This window comes from Mycobacterium syngnathidarum (genome assembly GCF_001942625.1).
Lineage (GTDB): Bacteria > Actinomycetota > Actinomycetes > Mycobacteriales > Mycobacteriaceae > Mycobacterium > Mycobacterium syngnathidarum.
Genome location: NZ_MLCL01000016.1, coordinates 38,255 through 52,469, shown reverse-complemented (window position 1 = coordinate 52,469; position 14,215 = coordinate 38,255). Strand labels below are relative to the sequence as shown.

10 protein-coding genes are annotated in these 14,215 nt (G+C 66.5%); 5 read left to right on the top strand and 5 right to left on the bottom strand.

Translation table 11 applies throughout. From position 1 onward, the window contains the following. Positions 1–9 precede the first annotated feature (9 nt). A complete protein-coding gene (locus BKG60_RS03815) occupies positions 10–1,269 on the bottom strand; it encodes an RNA-guided endonuclease InsQ/TnpB family protein (RefSeq protein ID WP_083339397.1) in 1,260 nt (419 codons plus the stop codon). 225 nt (positions 1,270–1,494) lie between these two features. Here BKG60_RS03815 and fgd point away from each other — a divergent pair, with 225 nt between their 5' ends. Then, positions 1,495–2,505 carry a glucose-6-phosphate dehydrogenase (coenzyme-F420) gene (fgd, locus tag BKG60_RS03810; protein WP_070946614.1) on the top strand — a complete coding sequence of 337 codons (1,011 nt, stop codon included), beginning with the start codon at positions 1,495–1,497 and terminating at the stop codon, positions 2,503–2,505. Here the strand turns inward: fgd and BKG60_RS03805 are convergent. Then, positions 2,502–3,263, bottom strand: coding sequence for a GntR family transcriptional regulator (locus BKG60_RS03805; RefSeq protein WP_070946615.1), 762 nt, complete (start codon positions 3,261–3,263; stop codon positions 2,502–2,504). The two genes, fgd and BKG60_RS03805, sit on opposite strands and share 4 nt — an antisense overlap. A 245-nt stretch (positions 3,264–3,508) precedes the next feature. Between BKG60_RS03805 and BKG60_RS03800 the strand changes: the two genes are divergently transcribed. Genes BKG60_RS03800 through BKG60_RS03785 form a run of 4 tightly spaced genes read left to right on the top strand, consistent with a single transcriptional unit; the run spans position 3,509 to position 9,739 of the window. Beyond that, positions 3,509–5,065 carry an APC family permease gene (locus tag BKG60_RS03800; protein ID WP_070187603.1) on the top strand — a complete coding sequence of 519 codons (1,557 nt, stop codon included), beginning with the start codon at positions 3,509–3,511 and terminating at the stop codon, positions 5,063–5,065. 15 nt (positions 5,066–5,080) lie between these two features. After that, positions 5,081–6,400 (top strand): aspartate aminotransferase family protein, encoded by a 1,320-nt coding sequence (locus BKG60_RS03795; protein ID WP_070187604.1) that lies wholly within the window; start codon positions 5,081–5,083, stop codon positions 6,398–6,400. 19 nt (positions 6,401–6,419) lie between these two features. Then, on the top strand, positions 6,420–8,525 hold the full coding sequence (gene pta / locus BKG60_RS03790) for a phosphate acetyltransferase (protein WP_070946617.1): 2,106 nt from the start codon (positions 6,420–6,422) through the stop codon (positions 8,523–8,525). Continuing rightward, positions 8,522–9,739, top strand: coding sequence for an acetate kinase (locus BKG60_RS03785; protein ID WP_070946618.1), 1,218 nt, complete (start codon positions 8,522–8,524; stop codon positions 9,737–9,739). The genes pta and BKG60_RS03785 overlap by 4 nt, the downstream gene beginning before the upstream one ends. Here the strand turns inward: BKG60_RS03785 and BKG60_RS03780 are convergent. From BKG60_RS03780 to glnX, 3 genes are read right to left on the bottom strand one after another with little or no spacing between them, the layout of a single operon-like run. Further along, the gene (locus BKG60_RS03780) at positions 9,647–11,923 is read right to left on the bottom strand and encodes a serine/threonine-protein kinase PknG (RefSeq protein ID WP_070187607.1); all 2,277 of its coding nucleotides are present in this window, start codon (positions 11,921–11,923) and stop codon (positions 9,647–9,649) included. The genes BKG60_RS03785 and BKG60_RS03780 overlap by 93 nt on opposite strands. Continuing rightward, entirely contained in the window at positions 11,923–12,891 is a 969-nt protein-coding gene (locus BKG60_RS03775) for a glutamate ABC transporter substrate-binding protein (protein WP_423213131.1), read from the bottom strand. Before BKG60_RS03775 ends, BKG60_RS03780 begins: the two co-directional genes overlap by 1 nt. After that, a complete protein-coding gene (gene glnX, locus BKG60_RS03770; protein WP_070946619.1) occupies positions 12,891–14,210 on the bottom strand; it encodes a protein kinase G-activating protein GlnX in 1,320 nt (439 codons plus the stop codon). The genes BKG60_RS03775 and glnX overlap by 1 nt, the downstream gene beginning before the upstream one ends. Between the last annotated feature and the right edge of the window lie 5 nt (positions 14,211–14,215).

Genomic DNA, 14,215 nt, shown 5'->3' with positions numbered 1-14,215 from the left:
GCGCCGTCGTTAGGCGGCGGTTTTCGGGTTTTGACGTTTCACGGCCTGCCCGGTGGCGTTGGGCTCCACGTCCTGCAAGGCCACTTCCTGGCCCCGGTTTTTGATCGCGATCGCGGCGTTGGTGTCAGCGTTGCCGGTCCACCCGCATGCTGTGTTTGCGCATCGGAACAACGCTTGGTTTTCGCGTTGCCCTTCTGCGGTGGACCCGCATCGGTGGCACGTCTGCGACGTGCTGTGTGGCCGGACCCGGATGACCCGTGCCCCTGCTTGATCGGCCTTGTATGTGAGCAGCGTCAGGATCTGGGTCCACCCTTGATTGAGGATGGACCGGTTCAGCCCGGACTTCTGTTTGACGTTCACCCCCGGATCCTCGACGGTGCCTTTAGCGCTGCGGGTCATGTCCTTCACCCGCAGGTCCTCCACCACCAGGGTGGCCACCCCGGTGGCGACCAGTGCAGCGGTGGCTTGGTGGGCGAAGTCGTAGCGGCGTCGGGCCTGGCGGGCTTTCAGGCCTGCGATCTGGGCGTATGTCCGCAACAGTCTGCGGCTTGCTGTGCGGCTGCGGAGCGCCCTTGCCCGCTGCCGCGCGGCTCGACGTTCAAGGCGGTACAGGCGCTTCTTCTCACCCGACGCCAGGGTGGCGGCTTGGTCGATGAACGACCCGTCCGACAATGCCAGGGTGTGGATCACGCCGCGGTCGATACCTGCACTGCCGCGTGCGGTGCGTCGTCGGCGGGGTTTGGCCACACGGTTTTCGCCACGCACCACCAGCATCCAGCCACTAGCCTCCCGCACCACCCGTGCACCGGTGACCCGCTCAGGTACGGCGCGGTGCAACCGGACCTTGACTGTCCCGACTTTCGGAATGGCCACGGTCGCCCACTTGCGATTGAGCCGGGTGAGATTGAGGTCGCGAGCTTGGGGCACATCGACCGCGCGGCGTGCCCGACGCGTTTTCCACATAGGCCGACCGTGGGTGCCGTTCCAATAATTCAACCAGGCGTGCTTGTAGGCCTTGAGTACTTGCTGTGCGGCTTGGGCGGGCAGCACTGCCAGCCAGTCGATGTCTTTGCGGGCCTGCCGGATCGCCGCATCCGAGTCCGACCACGACGGCCACCGTCTCGACCCCTCGTAGAACGTGTGGTGCGCGTGGATGAGATTCCACAACGCTCGAGCAGCGCTAGCCTGGCGAGCCAACACCTCCGACTGTGTCGCAGATGGTGCCAGCGGGTACTTCACGCACCGCTTGACCACCATCAACTCGCTCACAGCGGCAGTATCGTCCGCACCCCTGACATGATCATTGGTTGACGTCCTACGTTGGCAACCTAACAAGTGTGTACGCACTGGTAAGGCATGCCGTCTGCAATCTGGTCGTGCATTTGGCCTTCGTCACCAAGTGCGCAAGGTCGGTTGGTAGAGCTGCGCAGAGCTAGTTGGTAGAAACGCACCCGTGGCGCACCCGTGGCGCGCCCAGGGAGTAGAAACGAACCCGTGGCTGAACTGAAACTGGGATATAAGGCATCGGCGGAGCAGTTCGCGCCCCGGGAACTTGTCGAGCTGGCGGTGCTGGCCGAGGCGGCCGGGATGGACAGCGCGACGGTCAGCGACCATTTCCAGCCCTGGCGGCACGAGGGTGGGCATGCGCCCTTCTCGCTGGCCTGGATGACCGCGGTGGGCGAGCGCACCGAGCGGCTGGTGTTGGGTACCTCGGTGCTCACGCCGACGTTCCGGTACAACCCGGCGGTGATCGCGCAGGCTTTCGCGACGATGGCGTGCCTGTACCCGGATCGCATCTTCCTTGGGGTGGGCACCGGTGAGGCGCTCAACGAGATCGCCACCGGCTACGCCGGGGAATGGCCGGAGTTCAAGGAGCGCTTCGCGCGGCTGCGGGAGTCGGTCAAGCTCATGCGCGAGCTGTGGGTCGGCGACCGTGTGGACTTCGACGGCGAGTACTACCGGCTCAAGGGCGCCTCGATCTACGACGTGCCCACCGGCGGCGTGCCGGTCTACATCGCCGCCGGCGGGCCGGTGGTGGCCAAGTACGCGGGCCGCGCGGGTGACGGCTTCATCTGCACCTCGGGCAAGGGTGAAGAGCTGTACAAGGACAAGCTCATCCCCGCCGTGAAGGAGGGCGCGGAGGCGGCCGGCCGCAACGCCGACGACATCGACCGGATGATCGAGATCAAGATCTCCTACGACCCGGATCCGAAGCTGGCGTTGGAGAACACCCGGTTCTGGGCTCCGCTGTCGCTGACGGCCGAGCAGAAGCACTCGATCGACGACCCGATCGAGATGGAGAAGGCCGCCGACGCGCTGCCCATCGAGCAGGTCGCCAAGCGCTGGATCGTCGCATCCGATCCCGACGAGGCGGTCGAGAAGGTCGGCCAGTACGTGAAGTGGGGTCTGAACCACCTGGTGTTCCACGCCCCCGGGCATGATCAGCGCCGGTTCCTCGACCTGTTCAAGAAGGATCTGGAGCCCCGGCTGCGCAAGCTGGGTTAAGCGCTGCTGACCGACCGGCGCACCGCCCCGACCCTGCCGTGGCTGGTGGCGGTGAGCCGGACCCGGTCGGCCCGGAACAGGTCGTAGGCGTACTCGAACGGCCGTCCGCTGTCGTCGCGGGTGACCCGCGTGATGGCCAGAAGCGGCTTGCGGTGGGCGATGTCGAGCCACTGCGCTTCGCGGGGGCTGGCGCTGACCACTTCGATGGTCTCGGTGGTGACAGCCGGCGTCAGCCCGTAGCGCACCCGCACCAGCTCGTAGAGCGAACCGCCGAGCGGTTGTTCCAGCAGGTCCTCCACATGGTCGGCCACGAAGCACGCCAGATCCACCGACAGCGGCACACCGTCGGCGAACCGCACCCGCCGGATCGTGAATATCTCTGTCCCATCCGCGATTTCGAGTGCATGCGCCTCAACCTGGGTGGCCGGCCTGCGGTCGGTGGCCAGTACCCGGGTGGCGCTGCTGTGACCACTGCTGCGTAGCCGGGCCGGCAGGCCGGCCAACTCGGCAGCGTTGCGTTCCACGACGTCGGCGCGGACGAACGTGCCGCCGTTGCGCCCGGTCCGGCGTTCCAGCACGCCGGCCTGACTCAACGGCAACAGTGCACTGCGCAGCGTGGACCGCGACACCGAAAACCTCTCCGCCATCTCACGCTCGGTGCCCAGCCGCGAGCCGGGCCGCAAGGAGCCCAAGGCCAGCATGGACAGGATGCGGCGACGCACGTCCTCGGCGACCGGGCCGCCAGGGGTCTGGGGCATGCCCCGAGTCTGAACCAAATCGAGCGTCCAGGGCAGACCAAAACCGACTGCTTAACCTGGCCGTTGCACGATTCCCAGGTTCGAAACATCGCCGCAACAAAGGCGTTGACTACCAGGAACTTTCGAGTTGCCCATTGACCTGGGCGGGATAACAATGTGCTGCGTCGCACCACAAAGTCGTCGTCGACGCCCAGGCAATCAGACCAAATAGTGGTCCGAAAACCGTCCTTCAGTTAGGACCCGAAATGAGCGAGATCATCGATCCGCCGGCCCAGGCCGGTGCCCCAATCCAACGCCTCAAACCCAACGCCGTGGGACTGGTCGGCGTGCTGTTCATGGCGGTGGCCACCGCCGCCCCCATCACGGCCATGGTCGGCAACGTGCCGATCGCGGTCGGCTTCGGCAACGGCGCCTATGCGCCCGCCGGATATTTCGTCGCCACCATCGTGCTGACCCTGTTCGCCATCGGTTATGCGGCGATGAGCAAGCACATCACCGCCACCGGTGCGTTCTACGGTTACATCTCGCACGGCCTGGGCCGCGTCGTCGGGTTGGGTGCGGGATTCCTCACCGCACTGGCCTACATGGTGTTCGAGGCATCGCTGATCGGCATCTTCTCGTTCTTCGGCAACGATCTGTTCAAGTCGTTCTTCAACATCGACGTGCCCTGGATCCTCTTCGCCGTGGTGATGCTGGCGGTGAATGCCGTGCTGACCTATTTCGACATCAACCTGGCGGCCAAGGTACTCGGGGTGTTCCTGATCACCGAGATCATCATGCTGGCCATGATGGCGCTGTCAGTGGTGTTCACCGGTGGCGGCCCGCAGGGGTGGTCGCTGGGATCGCTCAACCCGCTCAACGGTTTGCAGAGTTTGTCCGGTGAGGTCGCCGGCGTCGACGGAAGCATGATCACCGTCGCCGGATCGGCCGGTGTCGGCCTGTTCTTCGCGTTCTGGTCCTGGGTCGGCTTCGAGTCCAGCGCCATGTACGGCGAAGAGTCGCGAAACCCCAAGAAGATCATCCCGATTGCGGTGATCTGTTCGGTCGTCGGTATCGGCGCGTTCTACGTCATCGTTTCGTGGCTCGCGATCGTCGGCACCGGTCCGCAGAATGCGATTGCGCTGGCGCAAGATTCGGCCACGGCCGGCAACATCTTCTTCACGCCCGTGCACGAGCATCTGGGACAGTGGGCTGTCGACATGTTCAAGATCCTGCTGATGACGGGCTCGTTCGCCTGCGGTATGGCGTTCCACAACTGCGCCGCACGCTACCTGTACGCCATCGGTCGGGAGAACGTCATCCCGGGCATGCGCAAGACCATCGGCGCGACCCATCCGGTGCACGGATCACCGCACATCGCCGGATTCGTGCAGACCGGATTCGCGACCGTGGTGGTGATGTTCTTCGACATCACCGGACGTGATCCCTACACCGGTCTCTACGGCCTGATGGCGTTGCTGGGCACCACGGCCATCATGATCGTGCAGGCCCTGGCGGCGTTCTCGGTGATCTCCTACTTCCACGTGCAGAAGCGCCATCCCGAGACCGCGAACTGGTTCACCACCTTCCTGGCGCCACTGCTGGGCGGCACGGGCATGCTCTATGTGATCTACCTGCTCGCCAAGAACGCGTCGTTTGCTGCGGGTTCAGCCGCTTCGGACTGGATCTTCACCTGTATCCCGTATGTTGTTGGCATCGCCGGAATCGGTGGTGTGTTGTGGGCGCTGTTCCTGAAATTCAGGAATCCGCAACGCTATTCCGATCTCGGACGCACAGTGTTGGAGGAAGCGCACGAACGCTGAACGGGGGGCGCGGGCATGGGGTTCTCGAACATCATGGACTCCAACAGTTACACCGGTCTGGCAACCGACCCTGACACCGAGCGGCTGATCGAAGCCCGCGCCCACCTACTCGGCCCGGCGTACCGGCTGTTCTACGAACGGCCGGTGCACCTGGTCCGCGGCAGCGGCAGCCACCTGTTCGACGCGGACGGTGAACGGTATCTCGACGCGTACAACAACGTCGTCAGCGTCGGCCATTGCCATCCGCGGGTGGTGGCCGCGATCACCCGGCAGGCCGAGACGCTCAACACCCACACCCGGTACCTGCACGACGGCATCGTGGCTTACTCGCAGCGGTTGTTGGATACGTTGCCCGCCGAGGTCGATCAGGTGATGTACGCCTGCACCGGCTCGGAGGCCAACGATCTGGCGCTGCGGGTGGCCCAGATGTATACCGGCGCCCGCGGTGTGATCGTCACCTGCGACGCCTACCACGGCAATACCGAAGCGGTGACGGCGATTTCACCGTCGATCGGGGGTGCCACCGCCATCGGTCCTCATGTGCGTGTGGTGGCCGCACCGGACAGTTACCGTTCGGGCCAGGACGTGGCCGCCCGGTTCCTGGCCGGCGTGGAATCCGCTGTCGCTGACCTGAAAGCGGCCGGGCACGGGATGAACTGCCTGATCGTCGACACGTTCTTCTCCTCCGACGGCATCTACCCGGACCCCGCGGTGCTGGCGCCGGCGGTGGCGGCGGTGCGGGCGGCAGGTGGGGTGTTCATCGCCGACGAGGTGCAACCCGGGTTCGGCCGCACCGGGGAGGCGATGTGGGGCTTCACCCGCCATGGCGTCGTGCCGGATCTGATCACCATGGGCAAACCGATGGCCAACGGGCTACCGGTGGCGGCGATGGCGGCCCGCAGCGAGGTACTTGAGACGTTCGCCCGTGAGGTGCCGTATTTCAACACCTTCGGCGGCAATCCGGTGTCGATGGCTGCCGCGGGCGCGGTGCTCGACGTCATCGAGGACGAGGACCTGATGGCCAACGCGGGGCGGGTCGGGACCGCGCTGCGCGACGAGCTCAGCCGGATCGCCACCGAGACCCCACGCATCGGCGATGTGCGCGGTGTCGGGCTGTACGTCGGCGTCGAGATGGTCACCGACCCCGACCTCAAGGCCCCCGACCGCGCCGGCGCCCACGACCTGGTCAATGCGATGCGGGACCGCAAGGTGCTGATCTCGGTGTGCGGGGCCGACGGCAACGTCCTCAAGGTGCGCCCGCCGTTGGTGTTCTCGATGAGCGACGTGGACTGGTTCTGCACGGAATTTGCGGGGGCGGTGGCGGCGCTGGGCTGACCTAGGGAATGCTGGAGCGGTGCCGGATGGAAACATCGCGACCGCGATCTACGTAGCTTCACCCGAAGGGGACACCGGTAAATCCACCATTGCGCTGGGCATTCTGCACCGGTTGGCCGCGACCGTGCCCAGGGTGGGGGTGTTCCGCCCCATCACGCGCCTCGGTGAGGACCGCGACTACATCCTCGAATTGCTGCTGGCCGGGACCACCGCGGGGCTGAGCTACGACGACTGTGTCGGGGTCAGCTACCAGCAGGTGCACGAGGATCCCGACGTCGCCATCGCCGAGATCGTCGACCGGTTCCACCGCGTGGCCGAGAAGTGCGACGCCGTGTTGATCGTGGGCAGCGACTACACCGACGTCGCCACGCCCAGCGAGCTGAGCATGAACGCCCGCATCGCGGTCAACCTGGGTGCACCGGTGGTGCTCGCGGTCAAGGCCGCCGACCGCACGCCCGGTGAGGTCGCCCACGTGGTGGAGGTGTGCCTGGCCGAACTGAACCACCAGCATGCGCATGCCGCGGCGGTGGTGGCCAACCGGTGCGACCCGGCGCAGCTCGACGCGGTGGCCGCGGCCCTCAAACCGCTCGGCCCGCCCGCCTATGTGCTGCCCGAGGAGCCGGTGCTGGTGGCACCGTCGGTGGCCGAACTGCAGGTGGCGGTCGACGGCACGGTGATCGCCGGGGATCCCGAGCTGCTCTCGCGTGAGGCGATGGGCGTGATGGTGGCCGGCATGACCGCCGAGCACTGCCTGGAGCGGCTCACCGAGGGAGTCGCGGTGGTGACCCCGGGCGACCGTTCGGACGTGGTGCTGGCCCTGGTGAGTGCCCATGCCGCAGAAGGCTTTCCGTCGCTGTCGTGCATCATCCTCAACGGCGGTCTGGCGCTGCATCCGGCCATTGCTTCGCTGGTCGAGGGGCTGGGGCAGCGGCTGCCGATCGTGGCCACCGAGTACGGAACCTTCGAGACCGCAAGCCGGGTCGCCGGGGCGCGCGGTCGGGTCACGGCGAAATCGCAGCGCAAGATCGACACCGCGCTGGCACTGATGGACAAACACGTCGACGTCAACGACCTGCTCGATCAGCTGAGCATCCCGATCCCCGCGGTCACCACCCCGCAGATGTTCACCTACAAACTGCTCGACCAGGCCCGTTCGGACCGCAAGCGCATCGTGCTGCCCGAAGGTACCGACGACCGCATCCTCAAAGCCGCCGGCCGGCTGCTGCAACACGGGGTCGCCGAGCTGACGATCCTCGGTGAGGAGAGCCAGATCCGCTCCCGGGCAGCTGAACTCGGTGTGGACCTCGACGCGGCGGCGGTCCTGGACCCGCGCACCAGCCAGTTGTGCGACCAGTTCGCCGAGCAGTACGCCGAGTTGCGCCGCAAGAAGGGCGTGACGGTCGAGCAGGCCCGCGAGATCATCCACGACGTGTCGTACTTCGGCACGATGTTGGTGCACAACCAGATGGTCGACGGCATGGTTTCGGGTGCGGCACACACCACGGCGCACACCGTGCGTCCGGCCTTCGAGATCATCCGCACCGCGCCCGGGATCTCCACGGTGTCCAGCATCTTCCTGATGTGCCTGGCCGACCGGGTGCTGGCCTATGGCGACTGCGCGATCGTGCCCGACCCGACCTCCGAGCAACTCGCCGACATCGCGATCTCCTCGGCCCGCACCGCCGCCCAGTTCGGCATCGATCCGCGCGTGGCCATGCTGTCCTACTCGACGGGCACCTCGGGTACCGGCGCCGATGTCGACAAGGTCAGGGCCGCGACCGAATTGGTCCGTCAGCGGGAACCGGACCTGTTGGTCGAGGGCCCGATCCAGTACGACGCGGCAGTGGAGCCCTCGGTGGCGCTGACCAAGATGCCGGATTCGGCGGTGGCGGGACGGGCCACCGTGCTGATCTTCCCCGATCTCAACACCGGCAACAACACCTACAAGGCCGTGCAGCGAAGTGCCGGTGCGATCGCCATCGGCCCGGTGCTGCAGGGGCTCAACAAGCCGGTCAACGACCTGTCCCGCGGGGCGCTCGTCGAGGACATCGTCAACACCGTGGCGATCACGGCGATTCAGGCGCAGGGGCAGCCCGCGGACGTGAGGAGCGCCAAAGACTCATGACAGTTCTGGTGGTCAACTCCGGGTCCTCGTCGCTCAAATACGCGGTGGTCAAACCGGATTCGGGCGAGTTCCTGGCCGACGGCATCATCGAGCAGATCGGCTCGGCGCAGGTGCCCGATCATGACGCCGCGCTGCGGGCGGCGTTCGACGAGTTGGCCGCGCAGGGTCTGCACCTGGACACGCTGGGCCTGGTGGCGGTGGGGCATCGGGTGGTGCACGGCGGCAAGACCTTCTACCGGCCCACCCTGATCGACGGCGAGCTGATCGCCAAGGTGCAGGAACTGGCTCCGCTGGCCCCGCTGCACAATCCGCCCGCACTGCTGGGTATCGAGGTGGCGCGCAAGCTGCTGCCCGATCTGCCGCACATCGCGGTGTTCGACACCGCGTTCTTCCACAACCTGCCCGAGGCGGCCGCGACCTACGCCATCGACCGAGAGGTGGCCGAGCGCTGGGGTATCCGGCGCTACGGCTTCCACGGCACCTCGCACCAGTACGTCAGCCAGCAGGCCGCTGCCTTCCTGGATCGCCCGTACGAGTCGCTGAATCAGATTGTGCTGCACCTGGGTAACGGTGCGTCGGCGTCGGCGATCGCCCAGGGGCGGGCCGTGGACACCTCGATGGGCCTGACGCCGATGGAGGGCCTGGTGATGGGCACCCGCAGTGGCGACGTCGATCCCGGCATCATCATGTACCTGTGCCGCACCGCGGGCATGGGTGTCGAGGACATCGACACGATGCTCAACCGGCGCTCTGGTGTGCGCGGCCTCGGCGGCGAAAACGATTTCCGTAAGTTGCACGCCCGGATCGAATCCGGCGACGACAACGCGCAATTGGCCTACGACGTCTACATCCACCGGCTCCGCAAGTACGTCGGCGCCTACCTCGCGGTGCTGGGCCGCACCGATGTCATCAGCTTCACCGCGGGAGTGGGGGAGAACGATGCCGCGGTGCGCCGCGACGCGCTGGCCGGGCTGACCGGGCTGGGCATCACGATCGACGAGGCGCTCAATGCCTCGTCCTCACGCGAGGCCCGTCGCATCTCCGCACCGGACTCAGCGGTGACCGTGCTGGTGGTGCCGACCAACGAGGAGTTGGCGATCGCGCAGGTCTGCGTGCGGATATCAGAAGGTGCTCATCGGCCGCACACTGTTGGCCAGGTCGATCAGCGCGTACCGATGCGCCTGCGTGGGGGCGACGCGGGCCAACGCCCGTAGCGACGCCTCGACGCCCAGCTTGAGACCGTGCTCGGTGAACGGGAATCCGAGAATGTGATTGCTGCTCGCCGAGTTGTCGGCCAGCCAGTCCATCGCGGTGCCCAGCACCAGCGCCCTGATCTGCAGCACGCGCGGCTCCGAATCGGGCAGCGCCTCCACCCGCCGGGCCGCATCACGGATGTTCTGTTCGGTGATCTCGCCGGTGGACCGGCCCGAGAGCAGGGTCACCGCGCTGGTCAGCCGGGCGGTGGTGAAATGTCGTGAGGTGGGTGGGACTTCGTCGAGCGTCTCGACTGCCTTGTCGCGGGTCCCGGCGACCGACTCGGCGCGGGCCAAGCCGAAACCGGCTGAGATGACGCCGTTGTCGGTGCTCCACACCGTGTTGTAGAACTTGAGCTCGTCGGCAGTGCCGGCCAACTCGGCCGTGGCGGCCAACGCCAGCTTGGGTGCCAGCTCGCCGGGCAAGGTGTCCAGTACCTCGGTGAAATGCTTTGTCGCCGAGTCGTAATCGGCTGAGAGCATCTCGGCCACAGCGCGGAACCACACCAGCTGCCAGCGCCAGCCGGCCCAGGTGGCCAGGTCGTCGAGTTTGCGCGTGGCCTTGGCGACGTCGCCCAGATCGAGCAGGGCGCGTGCTTCCATCAACGGCAGCTCCACCGACTCGGCCAGGTCCACCCCCTCGGAGTCGAGAGAGCCGTGGCGCGCGGCACGCAACTGGTCGAGAGTGTGCACGGGTTGGCTGAGCACACTCGCGACCAACATCGGCGCACCCACATCGGTGCGATCCACCAGCGGTACCGGCAGCGCCCGCACGATCTCCTGGGCGGTCAGCTTCTCCGAATGCACCTGCCCGTCAACGTAGACATCGGTGTGGGCGACCAGAAGGTCGACTCCGAACGTCGACCGGGACGGACTGAAGACGGTCGACAGGCCGGGGCGGGGGATCCCGGTATCTGCCGCCACCACTTCGCGAAGCACACCGAGCAGCTGCGACGACATCTCCTCGGCGCTGGTGAACCGACGCCGCGGATCGGGATCGATGGCCCGGCGTAGGAACCGCCCGAACGAGTCGTAGGTGTCGAGCACCGGGTCCTCCGAAGGAAGACCGTCGACGTAGCGGCCACGGCGGGTCCGCAGATTCAAGGTCAGCGCGGCCAGCGTGCGCCCCACGGTGTAGATGTCGGTGGCCACCGTCGGTCCGGTGCGCACGATCTCGGGGGCTTGGAATCCCGGTGTGCCGTACAGGTACCCGTACGAGTTGAGCCGTGACACCGCGCCGAGGTCGATCAGCTTGAGCTGCGCCTCGGTGATCATGATGTTCTCGGGCTTGAGGTCGTTGTAGGCCAGCCCGATCGAATGCAGGTAGCCCAAGGCGGGCAGGATCTCGAGCATGTAGCCGATCGCCTCGGCCACCGGAAGCCGGGTTCCCCTGGCCTGTTTCAGCGATGTTCCGCCGACGTACTCCATCACGATGTAGCCGACCGGATTACCGTGCTTGTCGTCGTGTTCGACGAAGTTGTAGATCTTCACGATTCCCGGATGGGTCACCTCGGCCAGGAACTGGCGTTCGGCCATTGCGATCGCCTGGGCTTCCGCGTCACCGGAGTGCACCAGACCTTTGAGCACGACGGGACGTTCGTTCACGTTGTGGTCGAAGGCCAGATACACCCAGCCCAATCCACCGTGGGCGATGCAGCCCTTGATCTCGTACTGATCGGCGACGATCTCACCCGGCGACAGCTGCGGCAGGAACGAGTACGCACTGCCGCAGTGCGGGCACCAGCCCTCTGACAAGGCGTGCCCGTCGGACGACGACCGGCCGACCGGCTTGCCGCAGTTCCAGCAGAACCGCTTCTGTTCGGCCACGACCGGGTTGGTCATCAACGCCGCCAACGGGTCCCGCTCGGGCACCCGTGGGATCTCCACCAGTCCGCCGCCCAACCTGCGAATCGGAGACAGTATCCGGGTGGCGATCGTGGCAAGGTTTTGCGGTTCGGTGTCGGCCCCGCCGAACGGCCCGTCGTCGGAATCGTCGAACTCCGGACGGAACACCGCCTGGGTCGCCATGGGCCGTATGGTCGAATGCGAGTCCATGTCGAGGTCTTCCAGGCTCGCCGGCTGTGTTCCGGGACCGCCTGCGGTGTCGGGGGTTTCCGGAAGATCAGCGTCGTCGGGCTTTTTCATCAGTCGACATACCTCGCGACCGGGGGTGACGGCGCCGGACCCAGGACCGTCAACCACTTGCGGTACAGCGTGTTCCAGGTGCCGTCGCGGCGGATGCGTTCCAGCGTCGCGTTGACCACCCGGACCAGCGGATCGTTCTCCAGGTTCAACCCGATGCCGTAGGGCTCTTCGTTGAGGCTCGGGCCGACGATGTGCAGATACGGATCCTGCGCCACCAGTCCGGCCAGGATCGAATCGTCGGTGCTGACCGCGTCGGCCTGTCGTTGCTGCAGTGCCACCAGGCAGTCGGCCCAGGTCACCACCGACACGATGATCGGTGACGGGCTGATCTGCTGGATCCGTTTGAGCGAGGTGGTGCCGTCCACCACGCACACCCGCTTGCCCGAGAGATCGGAGGCCTGCGAGATGTTGGAGTCCCGCGGGGCCAGGATCCGTTGGTGGGCCATCAGATACACGGTGGAGAAGTTCACCTGCTTGCGGCGCTCACAGGTGATGGTCATGGTCTTGACCACGATGTCCACCTGATTGTTCTGCAGTGCCGTGATGCGGTCTGCCGAGGACAGGATGCGGTACTCGACCTGTGACGGCGTTCCGAAGATGTCGCGCGCCACCTCTCCGGCGATGTCGACGTCGAAGCCGTTGATCTGACCGGTGATCGGATCGCGGAACGAGAACAGATTGCTGCCGATGTCCAGCCCGACGATCAGCCGTCCCCGTTCGCGGATCTTGGCCACCGCGGCGTCGGCGTCGGCCTTGTTGCTGAACGGCCGCAGACTGGCAGTGCGGTTGCACTCGTCGGTGTTCGGCGTCGGCACCCGCACCGGTTGAGGGGCGAGTTCCTGCATGCCGGCCGGGCTGGGTGGCGCCAGCGTCATCGTCGGCGCCGTCAAGGCCGGCGCGCTCTGACTGCATCCGGCCACGGCCAGGGCCGCCGTCAGGACGGCCAACATCTTTCGCATCGTTCCCATCATCTGTACTCGCTGAGTCGAGGCCACAGGCCCAGGGCCACCGCCAGCGCGGCGGCCACACTGAGCAGGGCAGCACCCACCGTGGCACCGGACAGCACCCGGCGGGCATTGGCGATGTCGTTGCGCAACTGACTGCGGCTCTCCTGGATGCCCTTGGACAATGCGTCGTCGAGCTTGTCGAAGGCCGGCGTGGAATCATCCTCGCCGGTGCCCAAGGCCACCTGCGTCGCGGCCTGATAGTTGCCCACCGCTATATAGGCGTTGATCCGGTCATCGGCCGTGCGCCACTTGGTGAGCAGTTGTTCGGCACCGGTCAGATCGCTCTTGTCGATACCGGTGTCGCGGGCCAGATACCGCGCGAGCTGTTGCTGCATCGCCTCGATGCGCTGGTAGTAGGACTGCTTGCGCAGGTTTTCATCGCCGCGCCGGATCAGGGCCAGCGTCTCGTCGGCCCGGGCCTGCTGGGCGGTGATGGCCAGGTTCGTCACCGTCTTGAGGGATTCGGCGGCGGTGTCCTTGGCGCTGCGGCTGTCCGAAGTCGAGATCACCAGCGCGGTGGTCACCCAGATCAACATGATCAGCACGGCCATCCCGCCCGCCACGAAACCGATGTTGACCCGCCGCCTGGTCCGGCGCGCCAGCCAGCGATTGGCGAACACCCCGAACATCAGCGTCGCCAACACCACCAGCATGACCGGGGCCGGGATCCGGGTGGAGGCCGTCGTCTCGGCGTCCACCCGGGCGGAGGTCTCCTCGTAGAGCCGTTGCGCGTCGGGCAGGATCTGCGACTGCATCAGCGCCGAGGCCTCCGACAGGTACGACGAACCGACCGGGTTGCCCGCCCGGTTGTTGGTGCGGGCGGTCTCGACCAGGCCGGTGTAGACGGCCAGCCGCGCGTTGATCCGGCCGAGCAGTTGCACCAGCGTCTCGTCGGTCAGCCCGCTCGATGCCCGCGTCACCGCCACCGAGGCGTCGGTGATCGCCTGTTCGTAGCGCTGCCGCACATCGCGGGGTTCGGCACCGGCGATGAAGGCGGTGGCCGCGGCGGCGTCGGCCACCGACAGCGTGGTGTAGAGCTGGCCGGCCGCGAACGCCAGCGGCTCGGTGTGGTCGAGCACCGTGGTCAACGCCTGCTGGCGGTCGTTGATGGTGGTGGACGTCGCGAATGCGCTGGCGAGTACGAGTGCGGACAACACGAGCCCGATCGTCAGGATGCGCCCGGGAGTGGTCCACAGAAACCACCAGCGTGGGTGGGCAGGAGTAGTCGGCGACCGGGACGCGAGTGGTTCGGTCGAGGGATGTGCCAACTCCACAGTCACCTGCG